Source organism: Desulfonatronovibrio hydrogenovorans DSM 9292 (assembly GCF_000686525.1).
In the GTDB taxonomy this organism is placed as follows: domain Bacteria; phylum Desulfobacterota; class Desulfovibrionia; order Desulfovibrionales; family Desulfonatronovibrionaceae; genus Desulfonatronovibrio; species Desulfonatronovibrio hydrogenovorans.
Genome location: NZ_JMKT01000009.1, coordinates 68,727 through 85,673 on the forward strand (window position 1 = coordinate 68,727; position 16,947 = coordinate 85,673).

23 protein-coding genes and 2 tRNA genes are annotated in these 16,947 nt (G+C 57.0%); 20 read left to right on the forward strand and 5 right to left on the reverse strand.

All coding sequences use genetic code 11. The features are described from left to right. The 9 genes from P771_RS0105515 to P771_RS0105555 are packed head-to-tail and all read left to right on the forward strand — an operon-like array spanning position 1 to position 5,416. On the forward strand, positions 1–276 hold the full coding sequence (locus tag P771_RS0105515; protein WP_028574352.1) for a DUF7210 family protein: 276 nt from the start codon (positions 1–3) through the stop codon (positions 274–276). A gap of 3 nt (positions 277–279) precedes the next feature. Continuing rightward, positions 280–693, forward strand: coding sequence for a gp436 family protein (locus P771_RS0105520; protein ID WP_028574353.1), 414 nt, complete (start codon positions 280–282; stop codon positions 691–693). Continuing rightward, positions 693–1,238, forward strand: coding sequence for a phage protein Gp37 (locus P771_RS0105525; RefSeq protein ID WP_028574354.1), 546 nt, complete (start codon positions 693–695; stop codon positions 1,236–1,238). Before P771_RS0105520 ends, P771_RS0105525 begins: the two co-directional genes overlap by 1 nt. 1 nt (position 1,239) lies before the next feature. Next, positions 1,240–1,437: a DUF2635 domain-containing protein gene (locus P771_RS16620; protein ID WP_035243980.1), complete on the forward strand. Its 198-nt coding sequence runs from the start codon at positions 1,240–1,242 to the stop codon at positions 1,435–1,437. Further along, positions 1,437–2,921 carry a phage tail sheath subtilisin-like domain-containing protein gene (locus P771_RS0105535; RefSeq protein WP_028574355.1) on the forward strand — a complete coding sequence of 495 codons (1,485 nt, stop codon included), beginning with the start codon at positions 1,437–1,439 and terminating at the stop codon, positions 2,919–2,921. Before P771_RS16620 ends, P771_RS0105535 begins: the two co-directional genes overlap by 1 nt. 3 nt (positions 2,922–2,924) lie before the next feature. Next, positions 2,925–3,278, forward strand: coding sequence for a phage tail tube protein (locus tag P771_RS0105540; protein ID WP_028574356.1), 354 nt, complete (start codon positions 2,925–2,927; stop codon positions 3,276–3,278). A 10-nt stretch (positions 3,279–3,288) separates the two neighbouring features. Beyond that, complete coding sequence (locus P771_RS0105545) at positions 3,289–3,615, forward strand: phage tail assembly protein (protein WP_028574357.1); 327 nt, start codon at positions 3,289–3,291, stop codon at positions 3,613–3,615. Between the two features lie 5 nt (positions 3,616–3,620). Further along, positions 3,621–3,722, forward strand: coding sequence for a GpE family phage tail protein (locus P771_RS18665; RefSeq protein WP_084301707.1), 102 nt, complete (start codon positions 3,621–3,623; stop codon positions 3,720–3,722). Then, on the forward strand, positions 3,719–5,416 hold the full coding sequence (locus tag P771_RS0105555) for a phage tail tape measure protein (protein ID WP_028574358.1): 1,698 nt from the start codon (positions 3,719–3,721) through the stop codon (positions 5,414–5,416). The genes P771_RS18665 and P771_RS0105555 overlap by 4 nt, the downstream gene beginning before the upstream one ends. Here P771_RS0105555 and P771_RS0105560 read toward each other — a convergent pair whose 3' ends face one another. After that, complete coding sequence (locus P771_RS0105560) at positions 5,417–5,596, reverse strand: hypothetical protein (RefSeq protein WP_028574359.1); 180 nt, start codon at positions 5,594–5,596, stop codon at positions 5,417–5,419. It lies immediately after the preceding gene. A gap of 98 nt (positions 5,597–5,694) precedes the next feature. On the opposite strand from P771_RS0105560, the gene P771_RS18225 reads away from it, so the two are divergent. The 11 genes from P771_RS18225 to P771_RS16630 all read left to right on the forward strand — a co-directional run bounded on the left by P771_RS18225 (position 5,695) and on the right by P771_RS16630 (position 13,973). Then, the gene (locus P771_RS18225) at positions 5,695–6,849 is read left to right on the forward strand and encodes a DNA circularization protein (RefSeq protein WP_028574360.1); all 1,155 of its coding nucleotides are present in this window, start codon (positions 5,695–5,697) and stop codon (positions 6,847–6,849) included. Further along, positions 6,842–7,891 (forward strand): phage baseplate assembly protein, encoded by a 1,050-nt coding sequence (locus P771_RS0105570; protein WP_028574361.1) that lies wholly within the window; start codon positions 6,842–6,844, stop codon positions 7,889–7,891. Before P771_RS18225 ends, P771_RS0105570 begins: the two co-directional genes overlap by 8 nt. Next, on the forward strand, positions 7,891–8,538 hold the full coding sequence (locus tag P771_RS0105575) for a phage baseplate assembly protein V (protein ID WP_208595944.1): 648 nt from the start codon (positions 7,891–7,893) through the stop codon (positions 8,536–8,538). The genes P771_RS0105570 and P771_RS0105575 overlap by 1 nt, the downstream gene beginning before the upstream one ends. Then, entirely contained in the window at positions 8,538–8,981 is a 444-nt protein-coding gene (locus P771_RS0105580) for a phage GP46 family protein (protein ID WP_051617141.1), read from the forward strand. The genes P771_RS0105575 and P771_RS0105580 overlap by 1 nt, the downstream gene beginning before the upstream one ends. Then, positions 8,982–10,031, forward strand: a complete 1,050-nt coding sequence (locus P771_RS0105585) for a baseplate J/gp47 family protein (protein ID WP_028574364.1) — start codon at positions 8,982–8,984, stop codon at positions 10,029–10,031. Then, positions 10,022–10,645, forward strand: a complete 624-nt coding sequence (locus P771_RS0105590; protein WP_028574365.1) for a YmfQ family protein — start codon at positions 10,022–10,024, stop codon at positions 10,643–10,645. Before P771_RS0105585 ends, P771_RS0105590 begins: the two co-directional genes overlap by 10 nt. After that, on the forward strand, positions 10,646–10,915 hold the full coding sequence (locus P771_RS0105595) for a hypothetical protein (RefSeq protein WP_028574366.1): 270 nt from the start codon (positions 10,646–10,648) through the stop codon (positions 10,913–10,915). Continuing rightward, positions 10,916–11,260 (forward strand): hypothetical protein, encoded by a 345-nt coding sequence (locus P771_RS0105600; protein WP_028574367.1) that lies wholly within the window; start codon positions 10,916–10,918, stop codon positions 11,258–11,260. Continuing rightward, entirely contained in the window at positions 11,260–12,255 is a 996-nt protein-coding gene (locus tag P771_RS0105605; protein ID WP_028574368.1) for a phage major tropism determinant, read from the forward strand. Before P771_RS0105600 ends, P771_RS0105605 begins: the two co-directional genes overlap by 1 nt. Before the next feature lie 27 nt (positions 12,256–12,282). After that, positions 12,283–12,642, forward strand: a complete 360-nt coding sequence (locus P771_RS0105610; protein ID WP_028574369.1) for a four helix bundle protein — start codon at positions 12,283–12,285, stop codon at positions 12,640–12,642. A gap of 290 nt (positions 12,643–12,932) precedes the next feature. After that, entirely contained in the window at positions 12,933–13,973 is a 1,041-nt protein-coding gene (locus P771_RS16630) for a reverse transcriptase/maturase family protein (RefSeq protein WP_035243981.1), read from the forward strand. Positions 13,974–14,215: 242 nt separating this feature from the next. Here P771_RS16630 and P771_RS0105620 read toward each other — a convergent pair. The 4 genes from P771_RS0105620 to uvrC all read right to left on the reverse strand — a co-directional run bounded on the left by P771_RS0105620 (position 14,216) and on the right by uvrC (position 16,827). Then, positions 14,216–14,293: transfer RNA gene (locus P771_RS0105620), tRNA-Glu, on the reverse strand. Between the two features lie 13 nt (positions 14,294–14,306). Then, positions 14,307–14,380, reverse strand: a tRNA-Gln gene (locus P771_RS0105625). A gap of 57 nt (positions 14,381–14,437) precedes the next feature. After that, complete coding sequence (locus P771_RS0105630) at positions 14,438–15,043, reverse strand: DUF445 domain-containing protein (RefSeq protein WP_028574370.1); 606 nt, start codon at positions 15,041–15,043, stop codon at positions 14,438–14,440. Beyond that, positions 15,022–16,827, reverse strand: a complete 1,806-nt coding sequence (gene uvrC, locus P771_RS0105635) for an excinuclease ABC subunit UvrC (protein ID WP_035243982.1) — start codon at positions 16,825–16,827, stop codon at positions 15,022–15,024. Before uvrC ends, P771_RS0105630 begins: the two co-directional genes overlap by 22 nt. Between the last annotated feature and the right edge of the window lie 120 nt (positions 16,828–16,947).

The window sequence follows — 16,947 nt, forward strand, 5'->3', positions numbered from 1 at the left end:
ATGCAATACACAGTAAAGACACAGATCCGGCGCGGCAAGAAAAGGCATAAGCCCGGCAGTACCATTGATCTGACCCAGAAGCAGGCTGCCCGGCTTGTTGCCGCCGGGGCGGTTGCCCCGGTGCAGGAGCCTTCCGGGAAAGCTCAGGCGGAGGCCATGACCGTGAAGCAGCTTACCGAAAAGCTGGAGGAATTGCAGGTAGAGGTTCCCACAGACGCAAAAAAAGCGGACCTGGTGGAGCTGTACCTGTCCGCGCAACCCGCAGGCCAGGAGTAGCCCATGCCTTACTGCACGGTCCAGGACCTGATCAAGCGCTTCGGTGAAAGCGAGATGATAGAGCTCACCGACCGTGAGCACTCGGGCGAGGTGGACCATGATGTGGCCCAGAGAGCTTTGGACGATGCAGCGGCCGAGGTGGACGGATACCTGGGCAGTCGTTACAGCCTGCCCCTTTCCGAGCCCCCGGCCGTTTTGTCCAGGGTTACTGCCGACATAGCCAGGTTTCGACTGCATGACACCCTGGCCACCGAGGAGGTCCGGAAGCGATACGAGGACGCCAGGCAGTTCCTGGAGCACGTGGCCAGGGGGAAGATCAGCCTGGGGGTCACTCCTCCGCCGGAGACTTCCACCGGATCGCCCAGGGTGCGCAAGGGTGTTCGGGTGTTCGGATCTGAGGACATGGAGGGCTTTTGATGCTGGCCTATGCAGAGGACGCGATAACTGATCGTCTGAAAGAGGTGCTGGGAAAATCGGTGAAGACCGTGGAGACCCTTCCCGGGCCCTGGGATGAGCAGTCCCTTGCCCTGGCCCTGCGCCAGGTGCCGGGCGTGTATGTTTACTGGGACGGCGGACGGTCCAGCAACAGGGGCAAGCGGGCCAGGATCAGCGCAGTTTACAGGATATATGCGGTTACCGGGCATGCCAGCGGCGAGCGGGAGCGCAGGCGCGGAGCGGCCCATCAGGTCGGAGCTTATGAGATTTTGCAGCAGGTAGTCCCTGCCATGTCTGGGCTGAATGCAGGCACGGGCATACTGGAATTTCAGGGAATCGCGGTTCTGTCTCCGGCAAGTGCCCAGCGCAAAGGGATTACCGTATATGAGGCGGAGTTTTTGGCTGATCTGGCCTGGCCGCCCCTGAAAGACGTGTCCGAGCTGGAGGATTTCGCAGGCTACGACGGCACGCACCAGGTGGGAGAGGCCGAATACGAGTCCAGCATAACCTACGAGGAGGAAGAATAGGATGAGCAAGGTATATTTAAAGCCCCGCAAGGGCCTCAGGGTTCGCAGGCCGGACGGCCGGCTTTTACCTGAAGCCGGGGGGCATGTGCAGATGAGTTCCTACTGGCGGCGCAGGCTGCGCGACGGGGACGTGGAAAAGGCCGCGCCTCCCAAAGCTCAGCCCAAAATCGCGGTGCAGAAAGAGGAGGGTGACAAGTAATGATAGGAGCAGGAGTTTTTAACGACATACCGGCACAGCTGCGGATTCCGGGCGTGTATATCGAGTTCGACAACCGCCTGGCCGGTTCCGCCGTGTTTATGGGCAAGCTGCTTTTCCTGGGCCAGAAGCTCGACACAGGGAAAAAAGATGCCCATTCGCTGGACCGGGTGACCAATGCAGAACAGGCTGAGCGCTATTACGGCCGGGGCTCAATGCTGGCGGAGATGATCCGCCATGCCAAGGATGTGGACCCCTATCTGGAGACCTGGGCCATCCCCCTGAATGACGACGAGGCCGGGGTCAAGGCTTCCGGGGTGCTGGAAATCACCAACGAGCCGACCGAGACCAGGCCCCTGGCGCTGTACATTGCCGGATACAGGGTGCGCGTGCCGGTTGAGGCCACTGATACACCCGAGGATGTGGCCGAGGCCATTGTCGAGGCTATCGGGGACGAGGACCGCATGCCCGTTACCGCAGAGGTGGACGGCACGGATGCATACAAGGTCAATCTGGAATGCAGGTGGGCCGGGGAGACCGGAAACGACATCGACATCCGGATCTCCGCGCGGGGCGAGGAGCGACCCGAGGGCCTGAAAATTGGAATCAGCGAGATGTCCGGAGGCGCGGCCAACCCGGAAATCGACGATGCAATCGCGGCAATGGGTGATGAGTGGTGGAACTGGATAGCCCTGCCATATACCGACAGCCACAACCTGGAACAGATCACGGATGAGCTGGAGGACCGCTTCGGCCCGATGATCCAGAAGGGCGGCCGCGCTTTTGCCGCATACCGGGGAACGCACAGCGAAACCGGCACATTCGGCGGGGACAACAACAGCCCCCATTTGACGGTCATGGGCACGAACAAAAGCCCCAGCCCCACCTGGATCTGGACCGCTGTCAATGCAATAACCGCTGCTGACAGCCTGAGCAATGACCCGGCCAGGCCGCTGCAGAGGCTGTCCCTGCGCGGGATCATGCCCCCCAGGGAGGAGGACCGCTGGGAAGATTACGAGCGCAATCTGCTGCTGTATGACGGGATCGCCACGTTTACCGTTCAGGATGACGGCACGGTGCAGATCGAGCGCCAGATCACGACATACCAGCAGTCTCCGGCCGGGGTGCCTGATGACAGTTACCTGGATATCAACATTCCGGAGACCCTGGAGCGGATCAGGTATGAGCAGCGCAGCCTGTTTCTGCGCAAGTATCCCAGGCATAAGCTGGCGGATGACGCAAGCCGCGAGTTCTACTCCCCGTCCCAGCCCATCATGACCCCGAAGGTCGCGAAGGCTGAGCTGCTGCGCCTGTACAAAGAGACCTTCATGGGCACACGCGGCTGGGTGCAGGACTACGAGGGGTACGCCGATTCCCTGCAGGTAAACGTTGACCCGGACGACCCCACCAGGCTGAATACCATAGATTCGCCCAGGCTGATTGGGCAGTACCGGATACATGCACAGCAAGTGCAGTTCAGGAGGTAAGAAATGAGCAAATTGACGGGTAACGCCACCATCCGCATAGACGGAGAGGACATCCCCACCGAACGCGGGGCAACCCTGGACCCCGGCGGGTCCAACAGGGAAGTGCAGATGTCCGGCAACAGGGTGTTTTACCGGGAGGAAAAGCAGCCTCCCAGGCTACAGGCCACCGCGCTGGCCACGGAGGATCTGGACATCATCGCGCTGGGCAACATTACCGGCGCGACAGTGCTGTTCGAGGCCGACAACGGCCAGGACTACCTGCTGTCCAACGCGTTCACGACGGAGACCCCGGAGCTGAACAGCGGCGAGGGCCAGGTCAGGCTGAGCATGGCCGCTGAATCCATTGAGAAGATATAGGGGGTGAAAGGTGGAGCAGGAAAAAATAATCTATGAATCCGATTGCGTGATCTTCAAGCTGGATTTTCCATTCAGCTTTAAACCGTCCAAGATGGACCCTGAAAAAACTCTGGAGGAGCTGCGCCTGCCCAAGAGCGTCAAGGGTAAGCACATGAAAAAGATGGACCAGGCGCCCGGTGAAATGGGCAAGTCAATGGCCCTGCTGGCAGCCCTGGCTGGACTGCCTCCGACGGCTATAGACGAAATGGACTCCCGGGATGTCGCGGATGCCCTGGAGGTTATCAAGCCTTTTTTGCCCGCGTCCCTGCAGACTGGCAGCGAGCAGTCCGCAGTGTAGCCTATATGTTCAGTTTCAGCCCTGCTGACCTGATGGAGATGGATGTTGATGATATTATGTGGTGGCGTAACCAGGCCCATGAACTGGCCCAGGAGATGAAGCGATGAGGGCCATGCGGACGAGCGTGATTATGGAGCTGGTGGACCAGGTTACCAGGCCGGTACGCAGGATTCGCCAGGCAATGAGCGGCCTGGCCAGGCGCACGGGGCTGGACCGGGTGTCCAATGCGGCCCGGGGTGTGGGTGATGCCCTGGGCCATACAATGTCATCTCTGCGGGCCACAACCCGCAGGCTTGCAATGTTGGGAGGTGTGGCCGCCGGGGCCGCTTACAGTATGCACCGGCTGATATCCGGATTCACCCAGGGCGCGGACGAGGCTCTCAAGCTCTCACGGCGGGTCAGCATGACCCACCGCGAGGTGCAGCAATTGATGGGCGCGGCCGACCTGATGACCACGGGCGGCGGACAGATGATTGCAAGTAACCTGAGCCGCTTCAGCCGGAGAATGGCTGAAGCGGCGGCAGGAACAGGCGAGGCGGCCAAGGCCTACGAATGGGCCGGGATCAACATTCGCGATTCCGAGGGGGTCATGCGCTCCGGGATGGACGTGCTCATGGATATTATGGATGTCATGGAGGACATGGAGTCCGAGGATCTGCAGCAGAGGTTTGCAGCCGCCACTTTCGGGCGTTCCGGCGAAGAGATGGTTAACCTGCTCAACCAGGGCAGGGACGAGTTCGAGGAAGCTGTCCGGCAGTACATGGAAACCGGCCAGATATTGACCGAGGAGGAGGCCAGGGATGCTGAGCGGTACAACGACGCAATGAGTCTGCTGGCGGGCACGGTAAGGGGAATCAGGAATGCGGTGATCAGTGATCTGCTGCCGGCAATAAATGAGTGGATCGAGAACATGACCAAGCTGGCCAGGGCCAACCGGGAGGTTATCAGCGAGCGGATCATTCAGGGCCTTCGCAATTTCTGGGAATGGATACAAGACGTCCGCCAGGCAGTGTCCTGGCTGGCGGATCGGGTTGGAGGGTTTAGAAACCTCTTAATAGCAACCGCCGGAGTTTTGGCAGGACCCTTCCTGCTTTCCTTAACCTTGACTGGGGTGGCTATTGCCAAGCTAGCTTGGACGCTGGGTGCAGTTTTAATTAACGCTTTGGTCGCTACAGGCGCTGCGCTGGCTAAATTTACGGTGGCCCTTATGGCCACGCCTGTCGGCTGGTTTCTGGCTGCAGTTGCTGCCATAGCTGGGATTGCATACCTGATCTATCGCAACTGGGAAGGGATTTCAGACTTTTTTCGGGGCTTATGGCAAGGAGTCCTGGGCTGGACCGAGGATGGCATTGGAAGGGTAGTCAGGCTGATTGCAAGCTGGAACCCTGTCACATTGCTTGCAAGGGCTTTTAGCTCCGTATTGGACTGGTTCCGGGAAAACTCTCTTATCGACCTGGGCAGGGAATGGATTGACGGTTTGAGGGCCGGAATATCCGAGCGCATATCCGGATTGGCTGAGTGGATTGGACGTCAGGTTGACCGGCTCACAGGATGGATGCCGGACTTTGTGCGCGAACGTTTGGGCCTTGATGGCCTCCAAAGCATGTCATCGGAGAAGCATCTTGGCCCTCCGACATCGCAGAGGGACGGCAGAGAGCCTGTTTTTGGTCCGGCTGCGCGGGTCGGCGGAGAGCTGCGCATACATATTGACTCGGAGGGCAGGCCCAGAGTCAAGGATCTACGTAAGGACGGCGAAATGGACCTGGATGTTGATGTGGGCTTACAGGGACTTGCGTTTTAGCTAGGAGCTGTCTTTGTCCGCAAGGCGCTCCCTTGCTTTCATTTTCAACAAAGAATCGTATCCCACAGCAGTAAACAGTGCACCAACTACAACATAGGCAGCATTATGGATGTCCGGAAAAAGCGCATAGGTCCCTATTCCTGCTGCCACTCCGCCTGCAATAGCTATTAAGGCAAGCATTTGTGATATCTTCATGTCGCTGCTCACTTGTTAAAGGGTAAAAAAGGGATGTCCGGCTTTTACTAAACAATTAACGATAAAGTCAACAGTAAAATAATATGAGCTGGAAAGATCGCATAAACGAGGCCCTGCGGGGCTCATTCCGGGGAACCGGATTCTATGTGCAGCGCGCAGATACCGAGGGCGGACGCAGGACTGTGGTCCATGAATACCCCAGGCGCGACCGTCCTTATGCCGAGGACCTGGGGCGCAAGGCCCGGGCGTGGCGCATCGAGGCCTTTGTTATCGGGCCGGATTACGATCTGGACCGCGACGAGCTCATTGAGGCCCTTGAGCAGCCCGGACCCGGTGAGCTGGTACATCCATACCTGGGCACATTCCAGGCTGTGGTGACCAGCGCGCGCTGGAACGAGTCCACCAGGGACGGCGGCATGTGCCGCTTCCAGATTGATTTTGTCGAAGCAGGAGAGGCGGAGCTGCCACGGACAACCGTGGACACCAGGGGGCTGGCCCTGGAAGCGGCTGAAGAGGCGGAAGCGGTAATCCAGGCTGATTTCGAGGAGGAATGGTCTGTCGAGGGCCTGAGCCTGCCAAGCCTGGCTGCAACCGAACACGAAGTCCGCAGGCGGGTCAGGGAGCTGGACCAGGCAGTGGGCGATATTGCCGGGTATGTATCCGCAGAGATCCGCGCCCCGCTGAACATGGCCGGGGCAATAATCGGAGGCTACCACAGGCTGAAGGACACCATGCTGGAACCTCTGAGAGCGGCCAGGAATTACGCAGAGCTGGGGAGCAGATCGGACGAGCAGCAGCCGACCGCCAGGACCAGCGAATCCAGACAGAGAAACAAAAACCAGCAGGCCATGAATGACCTGATCGGCAGGGCCGCAGCCTGCGCCTGCGCCCAGATGGCCGCGGAAACCGACTGGGAAAGCCGGGACGAGGCACTGCAGGCTCAAAATATCACGCTGGACCTGATAGATCAGCAGATAAAGCGTCCGGAACCCGTTCCGGACAAAGTTTATCAGGCAATGGTTGACCTGAGGCTCAAGGTTTCCAGGGACCTGCGCAGCCGATCAACCGCCCTGCCCGGACTGGCGCGCAGGGAATTTCTGATTACCCTGCCCTGCGTGGTGATCGCGCATAAGCTTTACGGGGACGCCGGCCGGGAGCAGGAGATTGTAAAGCGCAACAAGATCAAGCACCCGGGAGCGGTGCCCGGAGGGATAGAGCTGGAGGTGCTGAGTGTTTAAAGACCAGGTTATACTGCAAATCGGAACACAAAGGCACCAGGGCTGGCAGGAAATTGAGATCCGCCGCAGCCTGGAGCAGATAGCTGACAGGTTCGAGCTGGCATTGACCGAGCGCTGGAGCGATGACGGCACTACCCAGGCCCGACCGATACGCCCGGGGGAAAAGTGCAAGGTCTACCTGGGTGATGACCTACTGCTTACCGGGCACCTGGATGACGTGCTGCCGGATTATGACGCGGAGCGCCACCGCATTGTCGCCAGCGGCAGGTCCCTGGCAGGAGACCTGGTTGACTGCTCCGGGCAGGAAAAGAGGTGGGAAAACCGCACCCTGGTGCAGATAGTCCGCGCTATTTGCGAGGAATACGGCCTGGATGTGATCGACGAGGCCGGGGCGGACAAAAAGATCAGTCATTTTTCCATCGAGGACGGGGAAAGCCCGGCTGAGGCAATCGGCAGGGCCGCAAAAAACAGGGGTGTGCGGGTGGTCTCAGACCCTCGGGGCAGCCTGATCATTACGGATGCGCAGCGGCGCAGCGTAGGCACTGCCCTGGAGCTAGGCGTCAATGTGCTGAGCGGCCGGGGTGAGTTTTCCGACCGGGACCGCTTTGCCGAATACATAGTTGAGGGGCAGAGTCCTGGTACAGACTGGTTTTTCGGCGAGGCAGTCGCCGCTCCCAGGGGCCGGGCTAAAGATCCCAGGATCAGGGGGAGCAGGCGGGTGCTGGTGGTTGCCGATACTGTAGTCGATCGGGCCGACTGTCGCCAGCGCGCGGAGCTGGAGTCACGTGTTCGCTGGGCGCGGGGGCGCGGCATAACGTACACCGTTGTCGGCTGGCGGCACGAGCATGGTGTATGGAGACCGGGGGATATGGTTCCGGTAAAAGACGCTTATATGGGCCTGGACAAGGAAATGCTCATATCCGATGTGCAGCTCCTGGATGATGAGCAGGGCCGCAGGGCCGAGCTGAGGGTCAACCCTCCGGAGGCATTTGAGCGGGTACCCGTTCCAGAGCCGGAGCCCGAAGAAACGGGGTGGTGGTAATGAGTACAATGCGCCGGATCATGCAGCGGACCACAGCCCCCATGTGGCGCAGGATTCGCCTGCTGGTGAGCCGTGCAGTGGTCAAGATTGTTGATGATTCAGTTAAGATGCAGGCAAGCCAGGTGACCATGCAGGGAGGCTCCCCTGCCTGGGCGGAGAGATTTCAGAATTACGGCTTTACATCGCACCCGTTGAGCGGGGCCGAGGGCATCGCCCTCAGCGTGGGCGGGGTCCGGGAGCATCTGGCACTGGTCGCAGTTGACGACCGCCGTCATAGAAAGACCGGGCTCCAGCCCGGAGAGGTGGCCATGTACACGGACGAGGGGGACGAGATAGTTTTTAAGCGTGGGCGGGTTATAAGCGTAAAGGCCGGGTCCGCTCTGCAGGTGGAGGCTCCGGGCGTGGATGTGGACTGCGAAACGGCAAAGGTGTCCGCGTCCGGGTCTGTGGAGGCGGACACACCCCTGTTCACCGTCACCGGAAAGCTGGTGGTTCAGGGGGGCATGGAGGTCAGCGGGGGCGACGGCGCCCAGGTTCAGGGCGGATTTCATGCCACCAAAGATATAGTGGCCGGAAATATATCCCTGCAGAACCACGTCCACGGCGGAGTGGAAACCGGAGGGGCAACCACGGAGGGGCCGCAGTAATGGATTTCGGACTGTTTGTGACAACCGACGGGCAAGTGGACATGCAGGTCCGTGACGGAGATATAGGGCCGGACAACACGCTGCAGACCGCTGTTATCCTGTCTTTGCTTACTGATCGCAGGGCTCACCCGGACGACGACCTGCCCGAAAGCGGCGGAGATCTAAGGGGATGGTGGGCGGATACATTTTTTGATCGGCCTGTCGGCTCAAGGTTGTGGCTGCTGAGTCGGGAAAAGGAGGCGGCAGAGGTTCGGCGCAGGGCTGAGCATTACGCACGTGAGGCCCTGGAATGGCTGGTTGAGGACGGCGCAGCCCGGAAGTTGGGTGTAGAGGCAGTGCATGTCCGGCGCGGTGTTTTGGGGCTCAAGATTCGCATACATAAGCCGGACGGGTCCAGCGAGGAAATGATGTTTGAATACGCCTGGGAGGCTATGGAGGCTTAAATGGGTTTTAAACGGCCAAGCTTGCAGGAACTGGTGCAGCGCGTTGACCAGGACATTCTGGGCAGGCTGCCCGAGACTAGGGCTGATCTGGACAAGAGGCTGGGCAGGGTGCTGGCGGCTGTTGAGGCTGGTGCCGTGCACGGACTCTATGGATATCTGGAGTGGATAGAGGGGCAGATGTTTCCCCAGACCTGTGATGATGACATGCTGCATATCCACAGCGCCGGAGTGCCCAGGCGCGAGGCGTCCAAAGCCTCGGGCAAGGTGGTATTTACAGGCGAGGACGGCGATATAGTTCCCGAGGACCTGGCCCTGGAAGCGGACGATGGCCAGGAATACATTACCGTGGAAACCGGGGAGATCCAGGACGGTGAGGCCATTGTCAGCGTGGAAGCGGTGGAGCCCGGCGCAGACGGCAACCAGGATGCAGGGGCGTCCCTTTCTCTGGTTTCCCCGGCTGCAGGGATAGATTCCGAGGCCGAGGTGGGCGAAGGCGGCCTGGACGGAGGTGCTGACCGCGAAAGCATTGACGGCTGGCGGGAGCGGATTCTGCGACGCAGGGAGCGCATACCCAGGGGCGGCGCGGCAGGCGACTGGGAAGACTGGGCTCTGGAGGTCATCGGCGTAACCAGGGCCTGGGAGGACCCCAAAGGCATGGGGCCTGGCACAGTCGTGGTGCGCATCGTGGCCGACGATGCCGAGGATGGGCCGCAACCGCCTGCACAGCTTCTGGAGGAGGTGCAAACGCATATTGATGAGGCCCGCAATGTGCTGGCGGATGTATATGTGGTGGCCCCTGATCTGATTGATTTTAAGCCGGAAATAGAGCTCTCCCCGGACACCCCGGAGCTGCGCAGTATGGTTGAGGAAAACGTGAAGGATTTTGTTCGCAGGGAAGGACGGCCCGGCGGCAAACTCAAGATCTCCCGGCTGCGGCATGCAATCAGCGCTGCCGGTGATGTAGAGGACTACGATATGCAGTGGCCTACTGAGGATGTGGAATACGGCACCGGAGAGCTGCCCGTTTTCGAGGGGGTTGTATGGCTGTAGGCAGGCCCGATTACAAGGCAATACTGACCGCCCTGCTGCCCCCGGGAACAGCTTTGGCCGGAAGGCGGGACAGCGTACTGCAAAGGCTCCTGGATGGCTTGTCCAGGGAACTGGAGCGAGTGGACAGCCGCTCCAGGACCATGCTGGGCGAGGCAGATCCGCGCCGGGCCAGAGAGCTTTTCGGAGAATGGGAGTCCAGTTTTGGGCTGCCCGACGACTGCGCCCCGGATGAGCAGACAATGACTGAGCGGCGCCAGGCTTTGCTTGGCCGGATCGTAAGCCGGGGGGGGATGCGCCCCCAGGACTACAAAGATCTGGCTGCAGGGCTGGGTTATGACGGGGTGGAGATTATTGAGCACCGCGAGGCTGTCATCGGATGGTACGACGGCCCCGGGCATGCAGGCGCGGAAATCGGCGACGCGCTGAACGGCGAGGAGTGGAACCATGCCTGGGATGCCCTGATCCCCGAGGGTGTTGTGCGGCAGTCGGTTATTTCCGAGGCCGAGATCGGGGACGCGCTGCGCTCATGGGGGGACGATCTCATAGAATGCGTTCTGCATAAGGCAGCCCCGTCATGGGGATATTTAAATGTTGCATATATCGAGGAGGATTAAATGGAAAAGATCGGCGCATACACTGACAGGGTAACGCCAGAGGATGGATGGCGCGAGGGAGATCCGGCCGCTAACGTCCGGGCAACACCTTTGCTGGCCGAGTATTTCAACATGCTGCAGCGTGAGCTTATTAATGTGCTCGCTGATGCAGATTTGGTCCCGGCAATTGGAGAGGAAGATCAGCTCGCGCAGGCTATTAATGTGATTGCTGCCCGCAGGGCTGTGGGCATGGTTGAGGGAATACCGGTAATTGCAGTTGAGGAGGAATAAATGAGAGGAATCCCTGAGGTTTTAAAAACAAAGGCTGACTATGAACGAGCGCGAGCCCTTTTTTTGTCGGGCGACCTGCCGGAGCGTGACAAGCAGCGGGCCAAAAGGCACTGGCAGTCCCTGCTATACAGGTGGGCATGGTCTTTTGACAAAGAGATTGAATCTGAAGAGCAGGCAGATTCGGGCGATCAGTATCGTGTCGTCAAGGAGCATGATGAAGGGACTGGAGAGCTGGTGCGAATGGTTCAGGAGGTGCGACTGGAAGATCCTCAGTCTCGGATTTTCAGGCTTGGATTCACTGTTCAGGAAGTTGAGGCTGCAATCTTGGAAATGGAGGGTGAATAATGTCAAAAGTGTACGCTATTCCAGCAACTGGTGCTGGTCATATAGAGCTGATGGGCCGGGTCAAAAAGGGAGCGGGCAGCACCCTGGATATCCCTGAGGGCCTGGTTAATATTGGCGGGAATGGCAAGGGCTTTATTTTGCAGGCTCAGAATGGATTTGATCCTTTGGCGCACGATGACGGCAGTGTTGTTTCGCTGGAAGTCGGGGACGACATCTATGTCTATGCTGTTTGGCCGGATGACGATGGGCCAATTTGCCAGCTAAAAACCTCCAGGAATACGACCTGGCCAGGTGGATATAACGCTGACAACAGCCGTCGCCTGGCTGGCTTTCATTATGGCCGATACAGGCTGCTGGAGCACAGGTATCAGGCAGGAGAGGCCGCCCAGGAGGGCATTATCCCCAACAGCGTCTGGGATCTCCTTCACCGGCCAAAATGTGAGCCGACCGGCATGGTGGAGATCATCGAGGGCTCGGTCTGGATGGACATCTACCTGAACAGCGTAGATGGTGCCTCTTGGCCCGAGACTAAGGGCGAATCTAAAATCAATGCTCAGCCGGTGAACTGCAACGATGTGGCCAGGTGGGATTTTTTCAGGCTGGCCAGGAATGCCGGGAAGCGGTTGCCGACGCTTGGCGAGATGTACATTGCAGCATACGGCGTTCCCCAGGGAGCCACTGGAGCCGGTGGCCGGGTGAATACGGGCGTCCATACAGATTATGGGTTTGATTGTGTGTCTTGCCTGGGCCTTGACCAGCCCAGTGGAAACTTGTGGCAATTCCTTGATGATGGCGCAGACGATCAGGGGAGCTACCAGGGAGCCAATCAGGGGCAAGACAGCGCGCACAATCATGGTCAAGCCAGAATGCGCCACTCGATTTTCGGCGGCTATTGGACGAACTCGTCCGAGGCCGGAGCCCGTTGCGCGACCAACTCTCTCCCGTGGAATCAGGGTGGCGGCTACGGCTTTCGTGGCGCCTGCGATTCCCTGTAAATCTGAAATCTGGAATCTGAAAATCTGATGCAGAATTTTACGCTTTATCAAAAGATTGACGACATGAGCAACTATCTGTTTCCGGTGGTGGAAAGGTTTCCAAAATCAGAAAAGTTTGCCCTTTGCACTCAGATAAAAAATTGTGTCCATACAATGATCATGAATGTGATCAGGATGCAGAAGATTCACCCCAAGAACATCAGGGAAAAGCTGAGGTGGGCAAGGGAAACTGACTGCCGCCTGGAGATGCTTCAGCACTTCATTCGGCACGCCCATTCTCGACGCTACCTGAGCAATAAGAGGCTCAGGTTAATTACGGAAAAACTGGTTGAATTGGGCCGCATAATCGGCGGCCTGATCCGGCGGTTTTCAGGGGCGCATTCATAAACATTACCGCCACTCGAATTTCGGCGGCAATTGGACGAACTCGTCCGAGGCCGGAGCCCGTTGCACGAACAACAATCAACCGTGGAATCAGAATGGCAACAACGGCTTTCGTGGCGCCTGCGAACCCTTTACAGGTTCGTTCGACAGGCCAGGGTCATGGCCCTGCCTGCTTGCGATCCTTCTTGGAATCGGGAATGCGTTCCTCTCCACGTTGGAGGAAGATAAACAGACCCTGGCGGCAAGTAGCCTTATGGCCAACGTGGCCGGGGTCATTATATAAAGGATTTTTCATGCCTAGATCTGTTGGGAGTATTTATGACGAAGTGGCCGACTGGGATAATCTCCTCCTGGCTTGGCGTAAGGCCAGAGCTGGGAAGAGATATACTGACGAGGTTCTGAGGTTCTCCAGGAGATGGGAAGAGGGCCTGTTGAACATTCACAACCATCTGGTCTGGCAAACCTGGGAGCCTCAGCCGCTCCGGACCTTTTGCGTGTACAGGCCGAAGCTGAGGCTGATCGAGGCGCCCGCCTTTTCTGACCGGATCGTGCATCATGCTTTGAATAATATCGTTGAGCCTGTTTTTGAGCGGCGATTTGTTTTTGACTCCTATGCCTGCAGGAAGGACAAGGGCACTCACAGGGCTGTATCCAGGATTCAAAGGTACCTCAGGGCCGCTCATAAGTTATGGGGACAGGCTTATGTGCTGCAGGCCGATATTAGTAAGTATTTTCCTTCAATATCTCATTCTACCCTGCTCACCCTCGTTGAAAGGGGCGTTCGAGACAGGAGGGCTTTGAAGCTCTGGGAGAAGATTATCGGGGCATGCCGCCGGGCTGTCGGCCTGCCTATAGGGGCTCTTACATCCCAGCTTTCAGCCAACATATATTTGGACAAAATGGATCATCATATTAAGGATGATCTTGGAATAAGATTCTATGCCCGCTACATGGATGACTGGGTTGTTATCGGCAAGGATAAATCAGACCTCAAAGGCCTGCTCAGATATCTTGAGGACTGGCTGTGGGACAACCTATCCCTGGGCCTGAACCACAAGAGCCGGGTTTATTCGGCTGTTCAAGGTGTTGACTTTGCGGGCTACAGGGCGTGGAGGACGCACGTCTTGCCACGCAAGAGGAACGTCCGGGCGGCAAGGCGCAGATTCAAAAAGATGGCTAATCTGTATTCCAGGGGAGCGGTAAGCCTTGAGTCTCTTCGCTCTTCGGTTGCCAGCTTTATCGGCTACGCTAAGCACTGCCAGACCAAGAGGACCACCGAGAGCATGCTGGACGACCTGAGAGGGGCTGGGGTTGATCTCAATATAGCAGTTTAAATAGGTCAAACTCGTGCCGCTTTACATTTTCTGGCTCAAATCAAAAAATAAACCGTTATTATACCCTGGCTTAACCAGCCAAGCCGACCTAAAAACGGGTCTTATTTTTCTCATTATGCCTGCAAGATTTTCTCAAGTTGTGTGCAAACTTATAGTGTGAAAAATGGTCAGGGGGTTGGATATGAGGTTGGATAATAAAAAAGGGTTATAGCCTTTATTAGCTATAACCCTTTGATTTCTTTTGGCGTCCCCACGGGGATTTGAACCCCGGTTACCGGCGTGAAAGGCCGATGTCCTGGACCTGGCTAGACGATGGGGACGCATATTTTTAACTGGCTGGGGGACTAGGATTCGAACCTAGGTTAACGGGGTCAGAGCCCGTCGTCCTGCCGCTAGACGATCCCCCAAATCAGGAAAGTGATTAGTTAGATGCTTGGTCTTGATTTGTCAAGATTTTTTTCAGGCTAAATCATAAAAATGAAAAAAGACTGGAAAATTCCAATGGCAAAGCCCAGGACTGCGCCCATGATTTCGATGTATCTGAATTCTTTTTTCATGATGGTAAAAAGTATTCGTTCCAGCTTTTCCATGGAAAATTGTTCCACCTTTTTTTGAACCACTTCTTTGAAGTCCAGGCTCTGTTCCAGCTGATCAGCAATTTTTTCCATTATTTCAGGCAGGTGCTTTTCCATTTCCCTGGACATCAGACTTTTCAGGGCACTCAGAACGCTGTTGTTCAGAAGCATGCCCAGGACAGGGTGCAGGGAGTGGGTTTTCCTGGATAGAAATTCCTGGAAGTACTCGTCCAGGATCTCTTTGAATCCGTTCCTGAATCCAGGGTTGTTGATGACCTGTTGAATGTCCTGGTGGGATATGAGTTCCTTTTCCACCAGCAGACCCAGGTTCAAGGCCAGTTCCTTCTGGCGTTTGGGGAAAACTCCCTGGAGCTTCCAGCCCAGGATGGATACAGGCCTTCTGGGGTGGAAAAGCATTTTAACGGCCAGGTAATTGGTCAGCCAGCCGATGAGGGCGCAGATGAGCGGCGCTATCAGGTATTTTGCGTATTCCATTCTTTCAGGGCCTGGGCTGTTCTGGCAGCTGTTTTAGGTCCAAAACCCGGTACCTTTTCAAGATCTGCCGGGCCTGCTTTCAGGATCAGATCCAGATCCCGGAAGTAATTCCACAATTCTTTTGCCTTATGGGGGCCGATACCCGGGATGCGTTCCAGGTCGCTTTTTCTGATGTTTCTGCTCCTGGTTTTGCGAAGGCTGCCAATGACAAAGCGGTGGGCTTCATCCCTGATTCTCTGCAGGAAAAGGAGTTCCGGGCTGCCCGGTTTAAGGGGCAGGGGGTTTTTCCTGCCGGGAATGTAGACCTGATCGTTTAACTGGCCCTTGCTTCTGGTGGGACCCTTGGCAATGGCAGCCAGGTTCCATGACCCGTCTGAGGCTGTTAAGGCCTTCTGAACCGCATTCAGCTGTCCAAGACCTCCGTCAATGAGCAGCAGGTCAGGCCCGGGCAGGCTGGAAGCCTGTCTGCGGACTGTAAATTCCCGTAAAGCCTGGTAGTCATCTCCCTGGGCTGAGCTGGACATGTTGTATATCCTGTAATCTGCTTTAAGGGGCATTCCATTTTCAAAAACCACCAGTCCGACTCTGGTATCCCGGCCAGACTGGTGAGATACATCAACACACTCTATCCGGCAGGGTTCAGCACCTAGTTTCAGGGCCTCTCCCAGCCTGGGCCGGGATGGGCCTGAGGCCTTGGCAGCAAATAACAGGCAGTTGTGCCTGGCCATTGTTAACAGGGAGTTCATGGTTTCTCCCCTGGCCCTGGTAATACTGACCCTGGCTCCTCGGTATTCAGACAGGACCTGGGCTATGGATGAGTCTTTGATTTTTACAGGCAGGACAATACGTTCAGGGATGAACTTGTCTGGTCCGTAAAACTGGCTGAGAATGCTGACCAGTGCGTTTTCCTTTTCAGTGTGATCCCCAGCCTCATGTCCGGGCCAAAAGAAGTTCTTGTTGTCCAGCACCTTTCCCTGGCGAACAAATATGACCCCGGTGCACAGACCCTGATCCGTCTCATCCAGTTCGAAAACATCCATGTCCTGTCCGGCCGGTATAACCATTGACTGGGCCTTGGTGGTCTGTTCAATGGCCCTCAGCTGATCACGCAGCAGGGCGGCCCTTTCAAAATCAAGGCTTTCTGCTGCACTGGACATCTCCTGGCTGAGGCTGTCCGTGAGCTCAGCTGACCTGCCGGACAGGAAGAGTTCCACCTGGCTGACCTGGAGGTGATAATCAGAAGGGTTGATTTCAAGGCAGCAAGGCCCCATGCACCGTTTAATAAAGTATTGAAGGCAGGGCCGGACCCTGTTCCTGAATTTCTTATGGCCGCACTTTCTGAGCTGAAAAAGCCTGTTGATCACCTTCAAGGTCTGTCTGGCTGCTAAGCCAGATGTAAAAGGACCAAAATAAAGGCTTTTATCCCTGGCTGCCTTTCTGGTCAATTCCAGGGCCGGATAGTCCTGGGTCTTGTCCAGCTTGAACAGGACATATTGTTTGTCATCCCGAAGGACGATATTGTACCGGGGACGGTGTTTTTTGATCAGGCTGGATTCCAGGAGCAGGGCGTCTTTTTCGGTCAGGGTTGAAATGGTATCGATACGCTGGACCCTGGTCAGCATCACCCTGGTTTTGGGAGACTGACTTTTGCTTTGTCCGAAGTAAGATCCGAGCCTTTTGCGGATGTTCCTGGCCTTGCCCACATAGATGATCCGGTTGCGGTCATCTTTCATCATGTAGACGCCCGGGGTCTGTGGAAAATCGGATTGAGTGAAGGTAATCAATATGGAAAATCAGCAGGTTATGTTGAATCCAGCATGATGATGCCAGTCAGGCAAAGTTGCTGGTGGAAAACTTATTTCTTTCCAGAAAACCGGCCCAATCAAAATGACACCCAGGCAGGG

Bases quoted from the DNA above. Each gene is read 5' to 3' on its own strand.
- P771_RS0105600 (WP_028574367.1), top strand. From the start codon at position 10,916: ATGAGAGGAATCCCTGAGGTTTTAAAAACAAAGGCTGACTATGAACGA.
- P771_RS16630 (WP_035243981.1), top strand. From the start codon at position 12,933: ATGCCTAGATCTGTTGGGAGTATTTATGACGAAGTGGCCGACTGGGAT.
- P771_RS0105535 (WP_028574355.1), top strand. From the start codon at position 1,437: ATGATAGGAGCAGGAGTTTTTAACGACATACCGGCACAGCTGCGGATT.
- P771_RS0105525 (WP_028574354.1), top strand. From the start codon at position 693: ATGCTGGCCTATGCAGAGGACGCGATAACTGATCGTCTGAAAGAGGTG.
- P771_RS0105515 (WP_028574352.1), top strand. From the start codon at position 1: ATGCAATACACAGTAAAGACACAGATCCGGCGCGGCAAGAAAAGGCAT.
- P771_RS0105630 (WP_028574370.1), bottom strand. From the start codon at position 15,043: ATGGAATACGCAAAATACCTGATAGCGCCGCTCATCTGCGCCCTCATC.
- P771_RS0105595 (WP_028574366.1), top strand. From the start codon at position 10,646: ATGGAAAAGATCGGCGCATACACTGACAGGGTAACGCCAGAGGATGGA.
- P771_RS0105590 (WP_028574365.1), top strand. From the start codon at position 10,022: ATGGCTGTAGGCAGGCCCGATTACAAGGCAATACTGACCGCCCTGCTG.
- P771_RS0105555 (WP_028574358.1), top strand. From the start codon at position 3,719: ATGAGGGCCATGCGGACGAGCGTGATTATGGAGCTGGTGGACCAGGTT.
- P771_RS0105610 (WP_028574369.1), top strand. From the start codon at position 12,283: ATGCAGAATTTTACGCTTTATCAAAAGATTGACGACATGAGCAACTAT.
- P771_RS0105520 (WP_028574353.1), top strand. From the start codon at position 280: ATGCCTTACTGCACGGTCCAGGACCTGATCAAGCGCTTCGGTGAAAGC.
- P771_RS18225 (WP_028574360.1), top strand. From the start codon at position 5,695: ATGAGCTGGAAAGATCGCATAAACGAGGCCCTGCGGGGCTCATTCCGG.
- P771_RS0105560 (WP_028574359.1), bottom strand. From the start codon at position 5,596: ATGCTTGCCTTAATAGCTATTGCAGGCGGAGTGGCAGCAGGAATAGGG.
- P771_RS18665 (WP_084301707.1), top strand. From the start codon at position 3,621: ATGTTCAGTTTCAGCCCTGCTGACCTGATGGAGATGGATGTTGATGAT.
- P771_RS0105575 (WP_208595944.1), top strand. From the start codon at position 7,891: ATGAGTACAATGCGCCGGATCATGCAGCGGACCACAGCCCCCATGTGG.
- P771_RS16620 (WP_035243980.1), top strand. From the start codon at position 1,240: ATGAGCAAGGTATATTTAAAGCCCCGCAAGGGCCTCAGGGTTCGCAGG.
- P771_RS0105580 (WP_051617141.1), top strand. From the start codon at position 8,538: ATGGATTTCGGACTGTTTGTGACAACCGACGGGCAAGTGGACATGCAG.
- P771_RS0105605 (WP_028574368.1), top strand. From the start codon at position 11,260: ATGTCAAAAGTGTACGCTATTCCAGCAACTGGTGCTGGTCATATAGAG.
- P771_RS0105540 (WP_028574356.1), top strand. From the start codon at position 2,925: ATGAGCAAATTGACGGGTAACGCCACCATCCGCATAGACGGAGAGGAC.
- P771_RS0105585 (WP_028574364.1), top strand. From the start codon at position 8,982: ATGGGTTTTAAACGGCCAAGCTTGCAGGAACTGGTGCAGCGCGTTGAC.